The 19,851-nt window shown below is 58.2% G+C and carries 19 protein-coding genes; 13 read left to right on the top strand and 6 right to left on the bottom strand.

The annotated features are described in order from the left end of the window. Positions 1-8 precede the first annotated feature (8 nt). From NKF25_RS14430 to NKF25_RS14380, 11 genes are all read left to right on the top strand, one after another. Entirely contained in the window at positions 9-1,130 is a 1,122-nt protein-coding gene (locus NKF25_RS14430; protein ID WP_253227347.1) for a chemotaxis protein CheC, read from the top strand. Next, on the top strand, positions 1,127-1,630 hold the full coding sequence (locus tag NKF25_RS14425; RefSeq protein ID WP_253227346.1) for a chemotaxis protein CheD: 504 nt from the start codon (positions 1,127-1,129) through the stop codon (positions 1,628-1,630). The genes NKF25_RS14430 and NKF25_RS14425 overlap by 4 nt, the downstream gene beginning before the upstream one ends. Beyond that, entirely contained in the window at positions 1,627-2,424 is a 798-nt protein-coding gene (locus tag NKF25_RS14420) for a protein-glutamate O-methyltransferase CheR (protein WP_253227345.1), read from the top strand. The genes NKF25_RS14425 and NKF25_RS14420 overlap by 4 nt, the downstream gene beginning before the upstream one ends. Positions 2,425-2,580: 156 nt before the next feature. Further along, on the top strand, positions 2,581-3,879 hold the full coding sequence (locus NKF25_RS14415; protein ID WP_253227344.1) for a FlaD/FlaE family flagellar protein: 1,299 nt from the start codon (positions 2,581-2,583) through the stop codon (positions 3,877-3,879). Then, the gene (locus NKF25_RS14410) at positions 3,863-4,294 is read left to right on the top strand and encodes a fla cluster protein FlaF (protein WP_253227343.1); all 432 of its coding nucleotides are present in this window, start codon (positions 3,863-3,865) and stop codon (positions 4,292-4,294) included. Before NKF25_RS14415 ends, NKF25_RS14410 begins: the two co-directional genes overlap by 17 nt. Next, positions 4,295-4,753, top strand: coding sequence for a flagellar protein G (locus NKF25_RS14405; protein WP_253227342.1), 459 nt, complete (start codon positions 4,295-4,297; stop codon positions 4,751-4,753). Further along, positions 4,750-5,517 carry an ATPase domain-containing protein gene (locus NKF25_RS14400; protein WP_253227341.1) on the top strand — a complete coding sequence of 256 codons (768 nt, stop codon included), beginning with the start codon at positions 4,750-4,752 and terminating at the stop codon, positions 5,515-5,517. Before NKF25_RS14405 ends, NKF25_RS14400 begins: the two co-directional genes overlap by 4 nt. Positions 5,518-5,520: 3 nt before the next feature. After that, entirely contained in the window at positions 5,521-7,335 is a 1,815-nt protein-coding gene (locus NKF25_RS14395) for a type II/IV secretion system ATPase subunit (RefSeq protein WP_253227340.1), read from the top strand. A 1-nt stretch (position 7,336) separates the two neighbouring features. Then, positions 7,337-9,061 (top strand): archaellar assembly protein FlaJ, encoded by a 1,725-nt coding sequence (gene flaJ / locus NKF25_RS14390; protein WP_253227339.1) that lies wholly within the window; start codon positions 7,337-7,339, stop codon positions 9,059-9,061. Positions 9,062-9,123: 62 nt separating this feature from the next. After that, entirely contained in the window at positions 9,124-9,993 is an 870-nt protein-coding gene (locus tag NKF25_RS14385) for a CheF family chemotaxis protein (protein ID WP_253227338.1), read from the top strand. A 75-nt stretch (positions 9,994-10,068) separates the two neighbouring features. Beyond that, on the top strand, positions 10,069-10,605 hold the full coding sequence (locus tag NKF25_RS14380; RefSeq protein ID WP_253227337.1) for a metallophosphoesterase family protein: 537 nt from the start codon (positions 10,069-10,071) through the stop codon (positions 10,603-10,605). 29 nt (positions 10,606-10,634) lie between these two features. On the opposite strand, the gene NKF25_RS14375 is transcribed toward NKF25_RS14380, so the two are convergent. The 6 genes from NKF25_RS14375 to NKF25_RS14350 all read right to left on the bottom strand — a co-directional run bounded on the left by NKF25_RS14375 (position 10,635) and on the right by NKF25_RS14350 (position 16,944). Next, positions 10,635-11,501, bottom strand: a complete 867-nt coding sequence (locus NKF25_RS14375) for a CheF family chemotaxis protein (RefSeq protein ID WP_253227336.1) — start codon at positions 11,499-11,501, stop codon at positions 10,635-10,637. 27 nt (positions 11,502-11,528) lie between these two features. Further along, the gene (locus NKF25_RS14370) at positions 11,529-13,331 is read right to left on the bottom strand and encodes a methyl-accepting chemotaxis protein (RefSeq protein ID WP_253227335.1); all 1,803 of its coding nucleotides are present in this window, start codon (positions 13,329-13,331) and stop codon (positions 11,529-11,531) included. Between the two features lie 244 nt (positions 13,332-13,575). Then, a complete protein-coding gene (locus tag NKF25_RS14365) occupies positions 13,576-14,796 on the bottom strand; it encodes a HEAT repeat domain-containing protein (RefSeq protein ID WP_253227334.1) in 1,221 nt (406 codons plus the stop codon). Positions 14,797-14,897: 101 nt separating this feature from the next. Continuing rightward, entirely contained in the window at positions 14,898-15,527 is a 630-nt protein-coding gene (locus tag NKF25_RS14360) for an archaellin/type IV pilin N-terminal domain-containing protein (protein ID WP_253227333.1), read from the bottom strand. A gap of 9 nt (positions 15,528-15,536) precedes the next feature. Next, positions 15,537-16,139 carry an archaellin/type IV pilin N-terminal domain-containing protein gene (locus tag NKF25_RS14355; protein WP_253227332.1) on the bottom strand — a complete coding sequence of 201 codons (603 nt, stop codon included), beginning with the start codon at positions 16,137-16,139 and terminating at the stop codon, positions 15,537-15,539. Between the two features lie 463 nt (positions 16,140-16,602). After that, a complete protein-coding gene (locus NKF25_RS14350) occupies positions 16,603-16,944 on the bottom strand; it encodes a helix-turn-helix domain-containing protein (protein WP_253227331.1) in 342 nt (113 codons plus the stop codon). Positions 16,945-17,113: 169 nt separating this feature from the next. Between NKF25_RS14350 and NKF25_RS14345 the strand changes: the two genes are divergently transcribed. Continuing rightward, positions 17,114-17,524, top strand: coding sequence for a chemotaxis protein CheW (locus tag NKF25_RS14345; RefSeq protein ID WP_253227330.1), 411 nt, complete (start codon positions 17,114-17,116; stop codon positions 17,522-17,524). Between the two features lie 481 nt (positions 17,525-18,005). Next, positions 18,006-19,826, top strand: coding sequence for a glutamine--fructose-6-phosphate transaminase (isomerizing) (gene glmS, locus NKF25_RS14340; RefSeq protein WP_253227329.1), 1,821 nt, complete (start codon positions 18,006-18,008; stop codon positions 19,824-19,826). Positions 19,827-19,851: the final 25 nt, after the last annotated feature.

Genomic DNA, 19,851 nt, shown 5'->3' with positions numbered 1-19,851 from the left:
CAAACAGAATGGCACACGAGGGGGCAGAACGGGCGGCCGCACACCTGTCGGCGATGACTGAAATAGAGACGTTCGTGGACGTTACGCGGACGTACGTTCGCTCGGACACCGAGACGAACGACGGTGGTGGGTGTGTCGGCGTCGTCATCGAACTGGACGGCGGGCTTTGTGGACGGACGGCGTTCGCATTCCCTGCGAAAAGCGTCGAGCGGATGCGTGACGCGCTCGCACCCGGAATGGAGGACATGGACGAGAGCATCCTTCGGGAGCTCGGAAACGTGATGGCTGGCGGGTTCGTGGATGGGTGGGCCGACTACCTCGGAACGACCATCGACATCTCGCCGCCGACGTACGTGGACGGCGACCCGACGCTGCTTCTCGACGAGGACGAAACGTTCGTCTTTGCGAGTTCGATCTGTGCGGTGGACGAATCGATCTCGTTCCGCGTTCACCTCTCGCCGGGAGTCGGGGAGTACGATACCCTGCTCGCCGCCGAAGGCGAAACCGTTTCGGTGGAGAACCTCTCGCACTTCGACGAGATGACGCGAAGCGGTGCGACGACCGTCGCGGAGAACATCACGGCGATGACGGGCATCGAAACGACGGTCGATATCACACACGTCAGCTTCGTTCCCGTCCAGGAAGTGCCGGAGTCACTGGGTGATACGACGTACGTCGGCGTCGTCATCCAACTCGAAAACACCCCCGGTGGGTTCGTCCTGATGCTGTTCGACGAATCGTCCGCACACGGCGTCGCTAGCGCGTTGGTTCCCGGCGACGGGGAAGAAGATGAGTTGAGCGAGGCGGAACGAAACGCCATTCAGGAACTCGGCAACATCATGGCGAGCAGTTTCATCGATGGCTGGGCGAACGCGCTCGAAACGACCATCGACATCTCGCCGCCGACGTTCGCCTACGACATGGGCAGTGCGATCGCGGATCCGTTGGTCGCCCATCTCGGGCAGGATCAGGAGTTCGCGTTCGTTTCCGATGCGACCATTCGTGCGGCGGACCAACCGTTCGACTGCTCGCTGTACGTGCTTCCGGACGAATCGGAACTCCGGGACGTACTCGAGTCGCTCGATTCCGACGCGACTGCGGAGCGAAAAACCAGCGCAGGACGATTATGAAGGTGTATCGCAGCGAGTCGCATCGGGGGAGTGGTCCGATAAAGGTCGGTGTCGCGGATTACGCCGTCACACCCCACGAAACACGGCTCACGACGACCGGACTCGGATCCTGTCTCGGCATCGCGCTGTCCGAACGGTCCAGCGGCGTCGCCGGTCTCGCACATGTCATGCTCCCTTCCGCACCCGAATCCGGCGGGGACGACGCGAAGTTCGTGGATACGGCCATCGAGAGGATGCTCACGGAGATGGTCGATGAAGGAGCGAACGCCGACTCCATCGAGGCGAAGATCGCGGGCGGGAGCAACATGCTCGATCTGTCCGGGATCGGACGGGACGTCGGAGCGCGAAACGTCGAGGCGAGCAAGGAATTGCTCGCCGAACGGGGGATACCCATCGTCGGCGAGGACACGGGAGGAAACCACGGACGCTCGCTCGAACTGCACACGGGGACGGCCGTCCTCGTCGTCAAGAGTACCCACCGAGGGGTGAACCGAATTTGAACTCGTTCGACACCCTGCTCTCGTTCATCGAGTCGGAACTCGGCTTCGCGACGAGCCACTACGATTCCTCGTATCTCGATCGGCGGGTATCCTCGCGCATGCGTCGGACGGGAATCGAAACCTACGATCGCTATCGACAGCGACTCGAAACGGACGCGGACGAGCGAACCGCACTCCTCGATGCGCTATCCGTCAACGTGACGAGTTTCTTCCGAAACCCGGACGTGTGGGCGGAAGTTCGGCGTGTCCTGCGATCGCTGACCGACTCCGGGCGTCACGTGAAACTCTGGAGTGCGGCGTGTTCGGACGGACGGGAACCGTACTCGCTGGCGCTGCTCGCGTTCGCGGATTCGGAGATCGACGAGACGAAGATACGGATAACGGCGACCGATATCGACCGCGAAGTGTTGGCGAAGGCACGCCGTGGAGTGTATCGGAGCACTCGAACGACGGACATCGCGGAGCAGCTCGAACCGCTCGAGGGTTACGAGCGGTTCGTACAGCGGGACGATACCGAGTTTCGGGTGCCGGATCGGGTGAAACGGCTGGTCGAATTCGAGCGGCACGACCTGATTCACGGTCGTTCGAAGTCGGATTTCGATTTCGTTTCGTGCAGAAACCTGTTTATCTACATCAACGCCGAGCACAAACTGCCGATGCTCCAAACGATCACCGACTCGCTTCGAACGGGCGGGTATCTCGTTATCGGGAAAACGGAAACGCTACCCGATGTTCTGAAGGAAAAATATGACCCGATAGACAAACGTCTCCGTATATATAAGAAATCAATATAATTAGTCGAATCTCTAAATCGTATTTAGAGATCGTTTGGGGGATGATTTTTGTCCACATATCGTCCGCCTACCGTCGAAATGTGAGCGTCCAATCATAGTATCAATTTTGATAACTCAGGCAGAAGATTAATGTGCTGGCGTTCGGTGGTGTGCATAATGAGACTTATAACTCTTGCTCCCAACCTCGCTCCGCTCCTGAGTGGGTCGGTAGCCATGGGTGCCATGGGAATCATGGACTTCATGGAGGATGACGAGAGTGCCGAGGGGGAGTCGAACGACGACGACCTGTTCGATGATGACCTCGGTGGTGACGACTTCGGTGATTTGGACGACAGCATGGACGGCGGTATGGACGATTGGGGCGACGGGGGCGGTGACGGGTTCGGCGACATGGGCGGCGGTTCGACACAAGAACTCGAAAATCGCCTCCAAGACCTCGAAAACGAGGTCGGAGACATCGCCTCGACGGTCAGCACCGTTCGGAGCGAAAACGAGCAGATAAGCGAGAAAGTGGACGACGTCGAGGAGAACGTCCGCAAACTGCTCGAAATCTACGAGATGGTCACGCGCGGCGTCAACCCGTTCGTTGACGACGTCCCTAACGGTGGCCTCGGCGGCGACGCGTTCGGTGGCGGCGGTGACGACGGTTTTGGCCTCTTCGACGAAGAGGAAGAGGACGACGAGGAGGACCTCGACGACGATGTCGCTGATGCCGATGCCGAGAGCTTCTTCGATGATACGTTCGACGACATCGAGGAGGACGACATGGACGACATCGGGATGGACGATATGGACGAGATGGAAGCGGACGAGGCGATGGAAGATGACGAAAGCGACGGACAGGCGGGCGGTTCGACATTCCAAGAACTCAAAGACGAGTACGAATCCGGGGAAGCCGACTGGGCCGAAGAGGGAGACTCCGACGAAGCGGAGTCGGAAATCGAGTTCGACGTCGAACCTGAGGAGGTGCCGGAGACGGAACCCGAGCCTGAACAAGGGACATCGGAAGCGCTCGATACGGGCGAGTTCGAGTTCGAGGAACCGACTCAAACGGACGAATCCCAAGCGGCGGAGACGACGATGGCGATGCGAAACGGCATGCAAAAACCGTATCTCGCCACCCTCCCCGCGGGCTACATCGTGGACCTCGTCGTGATGGAGTGGTTGGAGTTCCTCGTCGAGGAGTTCGGCTCCGAGGACGCCGTTCGGACCATCGGATACTACGAAGACATAGACTGGATAAGCGAACCCGTCGAGGAGCAACTACTCGGGTTCGCTCGCGGGATTGCCGACGTGTCGGACGTGGACACCGACGCGACACCGGCCACCCTCAGCGTGGACGACCACATTCGGAGTCTCTCGTTCATGAGCCAACTTACCGGAGACGCGATCGAGCAAAAAGTCGTCGACCACTGTGCAGGGATACGGGGAGAGGGCAATGGGCTTCAGCGTTAGTGGTTCCACTGCCATCATCTTCCTGGCGATGTTCCTCAGCTTTGGAATGTTCTACTCGTCAGCCTACAACGGCTTCGAGCGGGTCAACGACGCCCAAACGTCCCAGTCTGAGCACGTCCTCGAACAACAAAACACCGGACTTAATATCACAACAGTGAACTATTCCGCAGGATACCTGAACGTAACCGTGAACAATACCGGAACGACCACGCTTGAAGTAAATGATACCGACGTGTTGGTCGATGGTGTATACATCTCCGAAAAATCAGTCGCTGCACGTGACGTTGACGGCAACAACGGCACCGAACTGTGGCTCCCTGGTGAGTCCCTTCATTACAGGATCAACGTCACGACGGGTCCGAAGCGCGTGAAAGTCGTGACCGGTCCTGGACCTGCGGATACGGTGGTGGTCTGAGTGGCGAGCGTCTCCACATCCCACCTCATTCTGTTCATCGCGAGTCTCATCATCGCGGCGAGCGTCGCCGGGACGTTCAGCACGGGCATCCAACGACTGTCCGGTGCGTTAGGTGACAGGAGTATCGACATCAGTCACAACGTCAGGACGGATATCGAGATCATCAGCGATCCTGCCAGTGGGGCCGTTTATAACGCAAGCGGCAACAAAAATATTACCCTGCTGATAAAGAACACTGGGTCAGAGAATTTAAAGGGGTCAAGCGACCAGATTGATATACTAATAGACGGAAAGTATCAATCGAATGTCTCAGTAAAAGTCGTCGACGGAACCTACTGGGACGTCGGAAATGTAGCACGTGTTATAATCACACCAAGCACTCAATTGCCGCCCGGAAACGATCATCGCGTGAAGGTCATCGTCAACGGCGACTCGGAGGTGCTGGAGTTTAGATCATGAGTTCGAACAATCTCTACTCGCTCGGCTTGCAAGAACACGACCGCCTGAACAACGAGCTCGGAGGTGGCATCCCGCGAGGGTCCATCGTCCTCATGGAAGGGGATTACGGTGCAGGTAAGAGTGCACTGAGCCAGCGGTTCAGTTACGGCCTCTGTGAGACGGATCACAGCGTGACGTTGCTCTCGACGGAACTGACGGTGGGTGGGTTCATCGATCAGATGCATTCGCTATCCTACGGCATCGAGGAACATCTCTTGAACGAGCGACTGTTGTTCCTGCACGCCGACGTGGATACCGGAACGCGCCAGATAACAGCACCGAGCGAGAGCACGGACGACGGACAGCGAAAGGAGTTGCTGAACCGGTTGATGAAAGCGGAGGCCATGTGGGACGCGGACGTGGTCATCATCGATACGTTCGACGCGATTCTCCGCAACGATCCGACGTTCGAGGCGCTGGTCCGGCAGAACGAGGAACGACAGGCCGCACTCGAAATCATCTCGTTCTTCCGTGACCTCGTCAGTCAGGGCAAGGTCGTCGTTCTGACCGTCGACCCTTCGACGGTTGACGAGGATGCCATCGGACCGTTCCGGGCCATCGCGGACGTGTTCATGGAACTCCAGATGGTCGAAGTCGGAAACGACGTGCGTCGAAACATCTCGGTCAAGCGGTTCGCCGGGATGGGAGAACAGGTCGGTGACAGTATCGGATACTCGGTTCGCGCCGATGCTGGTATCGTCATCGAGAGTCGTAGCGTCGCATAAAAAATGACCGAACATGGGTCCACCCAAATCGAAGACAACCTCCGTGAGGTCGCGATGCGCCGTCCGCACCTCCGTGACTACTTGAAACGTTTCAAGCAGTTCACGGGTGAATTCCCGAAACTCATCGAAGAACCGTCGGGCGAATGGGAAGCGGACAAACCGAACGTCATCTATCCGGCGGGCGGTCCCATCTACTGTCACATCTACGGAGATATCGGTCGGGATACGAAGTACTACGCCATCGAACCGGATTTGAGCGACACCGAACAGGACCTGTTCTGGAACGTCCGAAACAAGATTCTCGAAAAGAGCGTCACGAAACCAGCGCCCGAGAGCGAATCGGAGTACGACGACAGGATCGAAGAACTCCTCCAAGAGACGGTTCGAATCGGCGAGGCGAACGACACCATCGGAACACGAATCAGCGGCGTTTCCGCACGGAACATTCAAAAGCGGATTCAGAGCGTCTCGCCCCAAGACCTCGCACGACGCGTCAGTAGTATCTCCTACGACGACGTGAAGGCCGGAATTCAGGAGCTCCGTGAAAACAACGTGGTCGAGGAGTTGCGGAATTTCTCCGGAATCGGTAAGTACCAGGTTTCCGGTCAAACCTACGAGAACATTCGCTATCGGCTAAACCGGGATATCGTCGGGTTCGGTCCGCTCGAACCCATCATGCGTGACCCGTCGAACGAGGACATTCACGTCATCGGTCCCCACGAGACGTACGTCGATCACGGAACCTACGGCATGCTCGGGACGACCGTCGATTTCGGAACGACCGATCACTTCGACAATTGGCTTCGTAACATGGGCGAACGAATCGGGGACCCGGTTTCCGATTCGGACCCCATCGTGGACTCGACGCTTCCGGACGGGTCGCGTATCAACATCATCTACAGCGACGACGTGAGCATCAAGGGACCGAGCCTCACCATCCGTCAGACCGAAGGTACGCCACTGTCGGTTGCCCAGATTACGAATTGGGGAACGCTGTCGCCGCAACTGGCGGCCTACCTGTGGCTCTGTCTGGAGAACGAACAAACGGTGTTCGTCGTCGGAGAGACGGCGTCCGGGAAGACGACGACGCTCAACTGCATCCTGTCGTTCATCCCCCGGGACAACAAGATTTACACCGCGGAGGACACCGCCGAGGTGCTGCCGCCACACAACACGTGGCAGCAACTGCTCACCCGCGAGGGGAAGAGCGAAGCCAGCGCCGACGTGGACATGTTCGACCTCGTCGCAGCAGCACTGCGTTCCCGCCCCGACTACATCATCGTGGGTGAGGTTCGTGGTGCGGAGGGTCGGATGGCGTTTCAGGCGGCCCAGACCGGCCACCCCGTGATGCTCACCTTCCACGCGAGCGATATCGTTTCGATGATTCAGCGGTTTACCGGCGACCCCATCAACGTCCCCGAGACGTTCATGGACAACGCCGACGTGGCGCTGTTCCAGAATCGGGTCAAGCAGGGCGACAAAGTCCTCCGCCGCGTGACGAGCGTACAGGAGATCGAGGGATACTCGAAGGACATGGGCGGCGTAGTGACGCGCCAAGCGTTCTACTGGGATCCCGTCGAGGACGAAATCGTCTTTCAGGGGATGAACAACTCCTACGTGTTGGAAGAACAGATCGCGACGCTGCTGGGCTACAAGAACACGCGAGACATCTACGAGGAACTGGACTTCCGTGCACGAATCATGGAACGGATGATAGAAGAAAACGTCCTCGGCTACCACGAGGTGAACGAAGTCATCGAAGCCTTCCAACGCGACGGCGTCGATGGCCTTCCGTTCGACGTCCATCGGTCGATTTGACATGGCAGAAGCACAGTCTACGGACGCGAAGCAACTCCTCAGCTCCGCGGCTTCCTCGACCATCGAGGCCTACCAGCAGATGGAGATACCGATGTTCCGATACATCGGTCTCGTCATCGTTCCGGCAGCGGTGTTTTTCGTCATCAGCCTCACCATCGTCTTCGCCGTTCACCTGCCGGCTCTCGTCGCTCTGCCGATCCCACTGCTTGGAATCCTCGGGTTGACGACGGCAGTCATCTACCCGAAGCTGTTGCGGGACCGACGGAAAAAACAGATAGAGGACAGACTACACCTATTCATCAGCCACATGACCGTCCTCTCGACGGCGAACATGGATCGAGTGCAGGTGTTTCGTGTCCTCTCGGAGGAAAAGGAGTACAAGGAGCTTGCATTGGAAATGCAACGGATCGTCCAATTGGTCGATACGTGGAACCAGAGTTTGGACGACGCGCTCCGAATCCGGGCAAGAAAAGTCCCGAGCAAGCCGCTGTCGGACTTCTTCGACCGTCTCGCCTACACCATCGGTGCGGGGGGGACGATTCAGGATTTCCTGGCCTCCGAACAGGACGTGGTCATTCAGAACTACGTCACCATCTACGAAGGCGCGTTGCAGAACCTCGAAGTGATGAAGGACCTCTACCTTTCGATGATCCTCTCCGTCACCTTCGCACTCGTGTTCGCGACGGTGCTTCCCATCCTGTCGGGGACGAACCCGACGATGACGGTCAGCGCGGTCGTCGTTATGTTCGCGTTCGTACAGATGGGATTTCTGTTTATGATTCAAACGACCGCACCGTACGACCCTGTCTGGTATCATCCGGAGCAGAAGGATCGGACGGCGTCCGAGCGGAAGGTGCGTCTCAGCGTCATCGCCGGAATCGTTCTGACCGTCATCTCCATCGCTATTTGCCTACTCATCCTCCTCGGACGCACGTCCGTCGACCCCAGTTCGATTCCGCTCCCAATTTTCGCGGCGCTGCCGACGACGCCGCTCATACTACCCGGCTTGGTCGTCCGGCGTGAGGAGAGCAAGGTCAAGGAACGCGACGACGAGTTCACGAACTTCATCCGCGCATTGGGTGCGAGCGAGACGGCGAAACAGAGCACCACCACCAACGTGCTCGAAACGCTCCGAAAGAAGGATTTCGGCGCACTTACGCCCGATATCAACGACCTCTACATTCGATTGAGCATGCGAATCGAGTCGGAGCTCGCGTGGCGGCATTTCACCGCCGATGCCCGTTCGTATCTCATCCAGAAGTTCAGCGAGATGTATCTCATCGGCAGACAGATGGGTGGTGAACCGAAGCACCTCGGGGAACTCATCAGCGGCAACATGAACGAAGTGATGCAGTTGCGCGAACAGCGCCAACAGTCCACGATGACACTCATCGGTGTCCTCTACGGGATTACCGCCGCGTCGACGTTCGCCTTCTTCATCGGTCTCGAAATCGTCACCATCCTCTCCGGGATGTCCGTCGACCTGAACACCTCGCAACTCAATATCGGGACCATAATTCACACCGGAGTGTACAACATTCCGATGATAGAGTACCTGCTCGTTATCATCATCCTGCTTAATTCGGTGCTCTCCTCGCTCATGATTCGTATCGTCGATGGGGGGCACAAAGTGAACGCGTACATGCACTTCGTGTTGCTCACGTGGGTGAGTGCGCTCATCGCGTGGGTGACTCGCGTCGTCGTGCAAACGTTCTTAAATGTATGAGAAATTACTTATGAGTCCAGCACACAGAAAACGGAAGAGAAAGCGAATCGTTGAGCAACGCCATGTCTGAAACAGTTATCGCCGATTTCGTCGCAAGATTCAGCCTCGACACGCGGGAGTCGCTGGAACCGGTTCGTGGACGAATTGTCCTCAGCCAGAAACGACTCGTGTTGGCCGAGAGCGGCTCGAAGACGACGATACCGTTACGTTCGATCTTCGACATCTCTGTCGGCCACGTCCCGTCCGACCTCGAAGGGTTCTTTCAGGATACCGTCACCGTCGCATACGAAGCGGACGATGGTCGCCACACGGCCGTCATCGAAGCCAAAAACGACAACGTCGGGAAGTTCAAGGTCTTCCTTTTCAAGGCCATCCTGAGCGGCACGCCCGTCACGGTGAAACACCCGGCACGCGTCGGTGGGCGCGTCACCGACCAGGGGTTCGAGACCGGAAAGCTTCGAATCCAGTCCGGATCGGTAGAATTTCTCGGAATCCCCGACCCGTTCGCGGTCGACCTCTCGGGCGTGAGTTACTTCCAGAAACAGGACCGCGACGTCGGCGGGACCACGCGAACCGTCGTCGCGATTCGCCACGCCGACAACGGGCAGACAGTCACCTCGGAATTCGTCGTCGCCGCCGACCGCAAACTCAATCTGCTTGGACGATATCTGCGTCTCGAATACGCCGAGATCTCCCAACAAGCGGAGCGGATCGACGTTACCGAACAGGAGATGGAAGCCCTCGTCGCCATCTACTCCGGCGCGAACAGCGGCAACCTCGCTGGCGCGCTCGGCATCGACGCCGGAAGCGCATCGATGGTGCTCACCGAAATCGAGAAGAAAGGGCTGGTAAACCCGGCCAACGACGGCCTCTCGCTGACCCCCCCGGCGAAGATGATCGTCAGCGACCGTATCGAGAAAGTGAACACGTGAGCGGTGGTGGGCACTGTATCCTTATTTCTCCGTCCATCTCACAAATTGGTAACAGATCGATTCGTCTGGGGCCGTATGGAAGTCGCGATCCTCTCCGACATGCACATCCCCGGTCAAGCAGAGCGGATTCCCGACGCGTTCCGCGAGCACATCGAGGCGGCCGACCACGTCGTCCACGCTGGCGACTTCGGCTCCGAGGAGGCACTCGCCGACGTACAGGCACTGACATCCGATCTGACGGGTGTCTACGGCAACGCCGACCCGAACGACATCGATCTCCCTCCGGTCGCGTCCGTCGAAGTCGACGGCCTGACGTTCGTCGTGCTCCACGGCATTATCAACCCCGTCGAGCGAGCGGTGTCCAGTTCGGAGGGTGTCGTCATGAACCGCGACGATTGGCTGAACGCGATCGCCGACACGACGCGAGCGCGGGCCGACGAACCCATGGTCGGCATCGGTGGCCACACCCACCAGGTCGAGGACACGGTTCACGACGGGGTTCGCCTGTTGAATCCGGGGTCCGCGACTGGTGTCGGGCCGGACGTCGATGCGACGATGATGACCGTCGAAGTCACCGATGGTGAACTCGACGTCACGCTACACGAGGGATAAAAAGCATAAACAGCAGGCTCGGACGGGCGTTATTTCTCGCTGATGAACTCGCTGGCGATGTTCCGCCCGCGTGTCTTCAAACCCACTTCACGGCGTTTTCTGACTTCGTCCAGGACGTCGAGTTCGATGAGTCGCTCGAAGATCTCCTCGACTTTGTCTACGTCCATACCGAGGAAGTCGGGGATCTCGAACGATGAGACACCGGTGTACAGCGCCATCAGAACTTCTTTTTCGGTCTCCGATAGCTCGGCTCCCGATTTGCTCTGTTGTTCGCCCTTCTGGAAGAGCGATCCGAGGAGTGAACAGCGCCGGGATTGCCCGGAGATGTACGTTTGAACGCTCGTGCTCCCCTCGGAGTGCTCGACTTCGAGAACGGTTCTGGTCTGTCCTTCGACGGTTCGTTTTGCGGTATCGACCTGCCCGATATCGTCGAGTTCGAGTTGGATGAAGATGCCGCTGGCTACCGCGATTCCGACCTCGCCGACCTCGATTTTCACCCGTGCACGCTCCCAGTCCGTGTTCTGCACCACGCCCCCTTTGACCGCCGGGTGCTTGACGAGAATCATCGACTGGTTCAACATCGCGCCGTACAGTTTCGCCTCGAATTCCTCGATTTCGAGCTGTGAGGAGACGAGAAACACGTCGCCGTCGAACTCCAAGCTGATGTAGTCGGACACACTGGCGACCGACTGGTTCACGTCATACCGACCGCTCATGCCGCTGACTTTCGAGAGCGGAATCGATCGTTTTCCTCCGTTTCCGGCGAGAACGAGCCGTCGATTGGAGAGCAGAATGCGTCCGCTCGTCCAAGCGGCGTCCTTCAGCTTTTGGCCGCCTTTCATCGCTTGGAGGAACTTTCCTCGCGTATCTGTAATCTTGTATTCGCCTTCACTCATGAGTGAGAGAGATGGAAATCGTCGTCGTTAGTTCGATCCTGCAGTGAGATCGCCGACGCGGTCCACGAGTTCACTGATCGCTGTCGTCTGTTCCATGCTGGCCCCGACGATATCCTCGGTGGCGGCTTCGACCTGTTCGGTCGTATCGCGCACGTCCTCGACGGTCGCCATCACTTGTTCGACGTTAGCGGCCTGTTCGTCGTTCGCCTCCGCGACTTCGGTCACGCCGGTCGCAGCCTCGTCCACGGCGTCCGCGATCTCTTCGAGGGCGATGAGGGCGTCCTCGATTTCCTCGCCTGCGTACCGAACCTGTTGGTTCGATTCCTCGACGGCGACGACGGTTTCGTTGGCTTGTGACTGGATGTCCTCGATACGACCGGCGATTTCCTCGGTGTGTTCGCGGGTCTTGTTCGCCAGTTCCTTGACCTCGTCCGCGACGACTTCGAACCCACTCCCGGCGTCTCCCGCACGGGCAGCCTCGATGTTGGCGTTCAGTGCGAGGAGGTTCGTCTGGTCCGCGACTTCGGCGATTACCTCGATAACGCCCTCGATCTCGGCCATCTGTGATTCGAGTTCGGTGACGGTCTCCACGAGGTCGTCGCTCATCTCGATGACGTCGTCCGTCGCCTCGCGCGCACCCTCGCTGGAGTCGAGACCGCTGTCGGCCGCCGCTTTCGCCTGCTCCGCGGCGGAAGCCACTTGATCGGAGCTCGCGGCGACCTCTTGCATGCTCGCGCTGAAATTCTCCATCTCATTAGCGACGATGGTAAGGAGTGACGTCTGTTCCTCCACACGTTCCTCGATGGTGTGAGCTGAACCCGAGGCTTTATCGACCGATTCGGCGAGTTCGGACGCCTGCTCGTCTACTCGGTCGGTGAGCAGTTCGAACCGCTCACCCATGTCGTTCACTTGGTCGACCACCGAGATGAGCCGATCGTCGATAACGTCGTACTCGTCGGTGTAGTTGGCGCGAGCCGAGAGGTCGCCACCTCGCATGGCGGATAGGGTACTCCCGAGTTCTTCGACCAATCCCCTCACGCTATCGTGGCGACGAACGTCCTCGGTGCGGTCGTGCACCGTTTCAACCACGGCGATCAGTTCCCCGTCCTGATAGAGCGGTTTGGCGGCGAAAGCGATCTGACGGTTTTCCCCGTCTTGTGTCACCATCTGACTTTCGTCGCGGTAGAGTTGATTGTCGTCGGCGTCCCGGTCGACATCGAATTCGAGATGTGTGTTCTCCGGAGCGTCGAGGATCTTATCCGCGAGCGTCTTACTTCGGCGGCCGTCGGGATAGAACGCGGTACTCGCCCGTGTCGATCCGATGGCTTCCTGGCGCGGCGTACCGGTCAGTTCTTCGAGGGAACTGTTCCACGCCACGACTTCGTGGTCCGCGTTGAGCATGAACACCGGAAGACCGATCCCGTCGAGAAGCGCTTCGTCGTCGACGTTGAGTTCGTCCTCATCTTCGTCTTCCTCGGCCGGGAGCAGGGACTCGTGTGCCTCCAGTCCGGCTTGCATGCCGGAAACGCCTGCCCATATCGCGTCTATGAGTTCGGACTCCGCTCGTGTGAGTTCGTCGGAAACCGCTTCGTTTCCGTCGCCGAGTCGGTGGTCGAGTCGGTCGAAGGTCGCTTCTACCATCGTTTCGAACGCGGCACCGTACGTCGCGGCGAACGTCGCCCCCGGAACACCCGCCTCCGCGTGTTCTCGTCCGAGGCGAGGCGCTTCCGCAATCGTCGCCTCACTGTTCGAAAACAGTCCGTTCAGATGGTGGGCTTGTGCCTGTTGCAGTTCGTCGCTAGCACCCGTCCCACCGTACACGTCCGTCACAGTACCTATCGATATTTTGTTATCACTTGAGACAGTAACCTCACTATTTTGTGCCCCTCCGTCGAATTTGATACGCTTTTGGGACTCTCCAGATGAATCCGTATCCCGGAGAACGTCCTTTAAAACCCGGATAAGCGAGTCCGTAACCATTGTTGGCGAATCAAGACACTAGCCGAATATAAAACTTTAGTAAAATCTCAAATTAGATAATGAGACTGGTATTATTTAGATTTGATTTCTGATATTATGCTCTTCCACCGAGTTTCGAAAGCGCGGAGAAAGCACGCTTTCGGACCTCCTCGTCCTCGGTCGTATCTACGAGATCGTCGAGCCGTTCCCGTGAGCGTTCACCCCCGACCTTCCCGAGACCGAACGCGGCCATTGCTTGTGCATCCGTCGTCGCTTCGGAGTCGGAGAGCACTTCCAGGAGCGCAGTTTCGACCGATTTACCGCCGATCGCTGCGAGGCTGGTGACGGCGAACTGTGCCGTCATACCGTCGTCGGCGTCCAACACCCCCACGAGTGTCTCGATTGCTTCCCACCGGTTTTGGGTACCTGTCACCCGACCAAGCAACCAAGTCGCGTTACGGCGCTGGTGTGCCTGTGATCCCTCTTCGATGATCTCGACGAGCGACGTGACGACGACACGATGCTCGCTCGTACTGAGCTTTTCGACCATCGTCTCCCGGAGCTCGTGGCTCTTCTCCGGTGGTACGTTCGAGAGCAACTCGATGAGGGAGAACACGGCCGCTTTTCGAACCGCATCCGATTTGTCCCCTAACAGTTCGATGAGGGCGTCGAGAGGTCTCTCACTACCGAAGGTCCCGAGCGACCCGGCGGCGATTCGTCGCACCGCTTCGGCAGGGTCGTTGAGCATGCCGAGCAGAGCGGAAAGCGCCTCGTCCCCTTGCATCCGACCGAGCGCTTCCGCCGTCTCCCGGCGGACTTCGACTTCCTCGTCGGTTCGTCGCTCGGCGAGGTGGGACACTGCTCGTTTGTCCTCAAGCCGTCCCAGTGCACGCGCGACACGCGAGCGAACTCGGGGATCCGGGTCCGACAACTGCCGAATCAGATCCTCGGTCGCAGAGCGGCTCCCGATCCGTCCGAGAACGTTCGCGGCGGCCATTCGAAGTTCCGGCTGATCGGACGTGAGCGCATCCGTGAGTTCCTCCGCTCGCGCCCACTCCGCTCTACTTCCGCTGATCTCTTCGCCAACGATGGCCGCAATGAGTTGTTCGACCGCTTCCCGTTGGTCGAGGGCGTCGATGGCGGCTGCTCGAACCGCAGCGTTCGGATCGTCCTGTGCGGCCGTCGTCAGTGAGTCCACGACCTCGTCATCCGGGACGTCGAGGTCGCCGAGGATTTCTGCGGCTCGCTGTCGAACGGTGTCGTTGTTGCTTTCGCCGAGCACCGTGACGAGGCGTTCAGCGTCGGCCTCTTTTTCGAGAGTAAACAGCGATGTCACGGATTGGAATTATTGTAGGGGATAAAAAATCTACCTTTTCAAAGAAACGTAGTGACTCATGATTGGGGAGAGGTTGCACCAAAAAGAAAGAGAATACTTGGTTAGACCGTCACCGCGCTCTCCTGGGAGAGCGACTGCGGGACGTTCACGCGGTAGAGCGTGACTGCACCGTACTGCGTGGTGAGTCGAAGTTCAGCCGTCTGGCCCTCGGAGAGTCCGTAGACGTTGTTTCCAGCGATTCCCGACGCGTTCAGGGAGATCGTGAAGCGGTCGTCCTGACTGTTGAGAACGGGAACCGATTCGTCGCCGTCCTTGATGGCCGAGACGGTGAATTGGGTACCGTTCGCATTGCTGCCGTTCACGAGCGTCACTGCCTTGTTCGGGCCGATCCACTCGATGGTGGCCGTGGAGAGGTTGATATCGTCCGAACCCGATCCGCGCATGACCGTCAAGTTGACCGTATCGACGTACTCCTTTCCGTTCGGGTCGTAAGCACCGCTGCTGTTCAGCGTCGTTACGTTACCGAAGCCGGAGACGACTTGAACGCGGTTAGAGACCTGTGCCGTGCTGTCTTGGCCCGTCTGCTCGGATTTCGACTGGAGGAAGCCCGCCGTGTTGATGAGTACACCGGCCGCGATCGCGGCGACCAGCACCATCGCGATGAACACGATGAGCGTTCCGATACCGACCTGACCTCTGTTATTGAGGCGCTGTTGGATTGCGTCCTTCATTTTAGTACTTTAGACCGTCACCGCGCTCTCTTGGGAGAGCGACTGTGGGATGTTTGCGCGGTAGAGCGTGACTGCACCGTACTGCGTGGTGAGTTTGAGGTCAACTGTTTGACCCTCTCCGAGGTCGCTACCACCGATGGTACCAGCGTTCATCGAGATGGTGAATCGGTCGTCTTGACTGTTGAGGACCGGTGCGGAGCCGTCCTCGTCCTTGATATCAGTGACGTTGAAATACTTGCTACCGTTTGTATTGACCTGTGAAATGTTCCCCGCCACGAGCGTCTTTGCCTTGTTCGGGCCGATCCACTCGATGGTGGCCGTGGAGAGATTGATGTCGTCCGAACCTGATCCGCGCATGACGGTCAGGTTGATGTAATCTACTTGTTCGGCGTCCGTCACGTTACCGAAGCCGGAGACGACTTCGACGCGGTTGGAGACCTGTGCCGTGCTGTCTTGGCCCGTCTGCTGGGACTTCGACTGGAGGAAGCCCGCCGTGTTGATGAGTACACCGGCCGCAATCGCCGCGACCAGCACCATCGCGATGAACACGATGAGCGTTCCGATACCGACCTGACCTCTGTTATTGAGGCGCTGTTGAATTGCGTCTTTCATGATTTCTCACTTCATGTCCGAACCGAAATGTATCACGGTTCGGACTCTATGCGGAACGAATCAAAGGATTGTATTAAATCTACGTATCCAATTATCAGGTGTGATATCGTTCTTAGACGGTCTATAATGGCAATATAATCCAAAATAAGGCCATTAACGGAGAAAATTCGTTTTGGTCGCTCATCTGCATATAATTAACACTGCCCGAACAGTCATATAATCATCAATGACAAGTTTGCGTCTAATCTGAGGAGGGAGATCACCTTCGAACCCGTACGTGAACGCACTGACGGTTGTCGCGATGACCGTAGGAACGACGAAGGGAAAGCCGATGAAGAGCTAGAACGGCGTTCATCGTTCGGCCCGGGAATACCACTGACGGCGAACGTAACCATCGAGAACCCCGAGATGGCGAGTGTGACGCCGAAGAGCACGGAACTATGGACTGTACGGACTGTACGGGTTACTGTTGCTCCTTCAGGTCGCGCCACACGTCTACCAATGCGTTCTCGACTTCGGGACGGTCACCGACGGACACGTCGATACCATCACTCTGAAACGAGATTGCGACGCTATCGATGTCACGTCGGTACACTTTCGTCCGGCGACCTTCGTTCGAAAACTCCCGCCCGGTCAGTTCGAGCAGGTTTGCCTCGGTGAGCTCTTCGATTCGGCGATAGCTGGTCGCTATCGGGATACCAAGCTCCTCGCTTAATTCCTGTGCGGATTTCGGTTCGTGTGTTGCGTCGAGTATTTCGGCGTTGTATTTGTTACCGAGCACCCGCAGCAGTTCCACAGACCCCATCGGTTATCGACTTTGATAACAAGAGCATAAAAAGATACCGTCACCCTCGTCACAGAAACTTAATTTGAAAGTGTTAGAATTGTAGAGGAGTCCAACCGAAGTGAAACGGAGTTTTCGTGAGATAGCCTTCAGCGGAACAGTAAAGTGGATCCCCAAAGGAGAACCACTCATGTCAAAAAGAGTTTCTGAATTACAGGTGTTAGTTTTTCGTCTCGAAGACAAACAGTACTGCATCGATATCGCGCACATCGACGAGATTGTGGACCGTCACGAGTTGACGAAACTGCCCGATTCGAAACCGCACGTCGAAGGGGTCATGGACCTTCGGGGAACGACGACGACCATCGTCAACCCGAAAACCGTCCTCGGGCAGACCGGGTCCGGGGCGGGTGACCGGGTGATCGTTTTCGAGACGGAAGACGAGCGAAGCATCGGGTGGGTAATCGACGAGGTAAATCAAGTCGTCAGCCTCGACGACGCTGACGTGGACGGGTCGGTCGAGAGCAAGTCCGTTCACGGCGTCGTTCGGCAAGACGATGAGTTCGTCATTTGGGTCAAACCATCCGCCATCAACATCTGAGCCCACACGACACGGCGAAAATTCAGTTCCCACTTTTCTTGTCGCGGTCGTCCACTGAACTCGTTCACGTCGATGGTCGTCCCCGTAGGACGTCTGTATCCAGTGTTGGCAGGGCCAGTTCGGTATCCGTTCGCTTCCGCCAGTGACGGAACGAAAGTAGCCGGTCCGTACCGAGTGGTATCGAGCGTACCGCCTGCGAAATGCCTTCTCGGCATCCATCTAGCGGGGACAAGTACGACATCATTGGAGGGGTCTAAGATCGACCTTCAGACCGGTCAGAGGGCGTATAACAAAGAGGTAATCCGGGTATTCGTAATTACCGTTCATCCCCGAATTGGAGACATCGGGGTATTGGACATAGCGGAGTTGCCTATGAGATTCCCGAACGATAGACGAACAGATATCGGAAGTCGTACCGTCCATTGGAACCACCTGCGAACGCTTCGTCGGCAATGAGTGACAACTGGGAGGTATTCGACTAATGTGTGGTATCATCGCCCGAGTTGGCGAAACGCAAGACGCGGTAGACGAGTTGCTCGTCGGCCTCGAAAACCTCGAATATCGAGGCTACGATTCGGCCGGACTCGCCGTCAAAAACGGGGGAGGCCCAGCGGTCTTCAAACGTGAAGGCCAAATATCACACCTGAAGGAGATGTTGATAGACGAAGTCCCGTCCGGCGGCCTCGGCATCGGACACACCCGATGGAGTACGCACGGACCACCGACCGACGAAAACGCCCATCCGCACACCGGCTGTGACGAAAAGGTCGCTGTCGTTCACAACGGCATCATCGAAAACTACGAGTCGCTCCGAACGGGGCTCGTCGAACGTGGTCACACGTTCGAAAGCGACACCGATACCGAGGTGATCCCGCATCTGGTCGAGGATCATCTCGAACGCGGTGCGACGCCGGAGGAGGCGTTCCGGCGGACGATCCGACAGCTCTCGGGGAGTTACGCCGTCGCGATGTTGGTCGAAGGAAGCGATGCCGTGTACGCGACTCGGTCGGGGTCGCCGCTCGTCCTCGGTGTCAGGGAAGGAACCCACTTCCTCGCCAGCGACGTCCCCGCCTTCTTGGATTTCACCGACGAGGTGATCTTCCTCGACGATGGTGATGTCGTCATCATCGAACCCGGCCAGCACGAGATAACGAAACTCGATGGAACGCCGGTCGAGCGCACCAGTCAGACGTTCGATTGGGACCCACAGGATGCTGGGAAGGGTGGCTACGACCACTACATGCTGAAGGAGATTCACGAACAACCGACGTCACTCCGTCAAACGCTCCGTGGGCGTGTTGACCAAACGACCGGCGATATCTCGCTGGAGGATTTCCCGGCAGGGACGTTCGAGGACGTTCAACGCGTTCAGTTCGTCGCCTGCGGGACGTCCTACCACGCGGGTCTCGCCGGAAACAGCTTCGTGGAACGTCGCGGCGTGCCTGCCCAGACGTTCCTCGCAAGCGAGTACGCCGTCTCTCCGCCACCGGTGGACGAGGAGACGCTCGTCATCGGTGTCACCCAGAGCGGCGAAACGGCGGACACCCTCTCGGCCTTGCGACGAGCGAACGCGAGCGGTGCACGGACGCTCGCGGTGACGAACGTCGTCGGCTCCACCGCCGCACGCGAATGTGACGACGCGCTGTTCATCCGGGCCGGTCCGGAGATCGGTGTGGCCGCCACGAAGACGTTCTCCTCACAAGTCGCCTCGCTGTCCCTCCTCGGCGAACGAATCGTCCGGGACACGGTCGGCACGCGAAGCGACGACATCGAGGAAGTGCTGTCCGCCTTTGGCGACTTGCCCGACCACATCCAACAGATCCTCGATTACACGAAAGCTCACCGCGTCGCAAAACGCTACCACGACAGCGAGTCCTACTTCTTCATCGGCCGGGGGACGATGTTCCCGGTCGCGCTGGAAGGGGCGCTCAAGTTCAAGGAGATTTCGTACGAGCACGCGGAAGGCTTCGCGGCGGGCGAACTGAAACACGGACCGCTCGCGCTGGTGACGCCGGCAACCCCGGTGTTCGCCGTGTTCGACGGCCGTCACGACGAAAAGACCCTGAACAACGTCAAGGAAGTCGACGCTCGCGGTGCGCCGGTCGTCGCGGTGGCGAGCGATTCGAACGAGGCGATCTTCCAGCACGCGGACGACGTGTTGACGATTCCCGATACGCACCCCGATGCGGCGGGAATCCTCGCCAACGTCCAGTTGCAACTGCTCTCGTATCACGCCGCCGCCCTCCTCGACCGACCCATCGACAAGCCACGTAATCTGGCGAAGAGCGTGACTGTCGAATGAATCGACCGGGTAATCCTCGCTTACC

It is taken from the genome of Haladaptatus sp. AB643 (genome assembly GCF_024136975.1).
In the GTDB taxonomy this organism is placed as follows: Archaea; Halobacteriota; Halobacteria; order Halobacteriales; family Haladaptataceae; genus Haladaptatus.
The sequence above is the reverse complement of the archived record's forward strand: the minus strand, read 5'-3'. Positions and strand labels throughout refer to the sequence as shown.

Bases quoted from the DNA above. Each gene is read 5' to 3' on its own strand.
- NKF25_RS14430 (WP_253227347.1), top strand. From the start codon at position 9: ATGGCACACGAGGGGGCAGAACGGGCGGCCGCACACCTGTCGGCGATG.
- NKF25_RS14425 (WP_253227346.1), top strand. From the start codon at position 1,127: ATGAAGGTGTATCGCAGCGAGTCGCATCGGGGGAGTGGTCCGATAAAG.
- NKF25_RS14415 (WP_253227344.1), top strand. From the start codon at position 2,581: ATGAGACTTATAACTCTTGCTCCCAACCTCGCTCCGCTCCTGAGTGGG.
- NKF25_RS14410 (WP_253227343.1), top strand. From the start codon at position 3,863: ATGGGCTTCAGCGTTAGTGGTTCCACTGCCATCATCTTCCTGGCGATG.
- NKF25_RS14400 (WP_253227341.1), top strand. From the start codon at position 4,750: ATGAGTTCGAACAATCTCTACTCGCTCGGCTTGCAAGAACACGACCGC.
- NKF25_RS14395 (WP_253227340.1), top strand. From the start codon at position 5,521: ATGACCGAACATGGGTCCACCCAAATCGAAGACAACCTCCGTGAGGTC.
- flaJ (WP_253227339.1), top strand. From the start codon at position 7,337: ATGGCAGAAGCACAGTCTACGGACGCGAAGCAACTCCTCAGCTCCGCG.
- NKF25_RS14385 (WP_253227338.1), top strand. From the start codon at position 9,124: ATGTCTGAAACAGTTATCGCCGATTTCGTCGCAAGATTCAGCCTCGAC.
- NKF25_RS14380 (WP_253227337.1), top strand. From the start codon at position 10,069: ATGGAAGTCGCGATCCTCTCCGACATGCACATCCCCGGTCAAGCAGAG.
- NKF25_RS14375 (WP_253227336.1), bottom strand. From the start codon at position 11,501: ATGAGTGAAGGCGAATACAAGATTACAGATACGCGAGGAAAGTTCCTC.
- NKF25_RS14360 (WP_253227333.1), bottom strand. From the start codon at position 15,527: ATGAAGGACGCAATCCAACAGCGCCTCAATAACAGAGGTCAGGTCGGT.
- NKF25_RS14355 (WP_253227332.1), bottom strand. From the start codon at position 16,139: ATGAAAGACGCAATTCAACAGCGCCTCAATAACAGAGGTCAGGTCGGT.
- NKF25_RS14350 (WP_253227331.1), bottom strand. From the start codon at position 16,944: ATGGGGTCTGTGGAACTGCTGCGGGTGCTCGGTAACAAATACAACGCC.
- NKF25_RS14345 (WP_253227330.1), top strand. From the start codon at position 17,114: ATGTCAAAAAGAGTTTCTGAATTACAGGTGTTAGTTTTTCGTCTCGAA.
- glmS (WP_253227329.1), top strand. From the start codon at position 18,006: ATGTGTGGTATCATCGCCCGAGTTGGCGAAACGCAAGACGCGGTAGAC.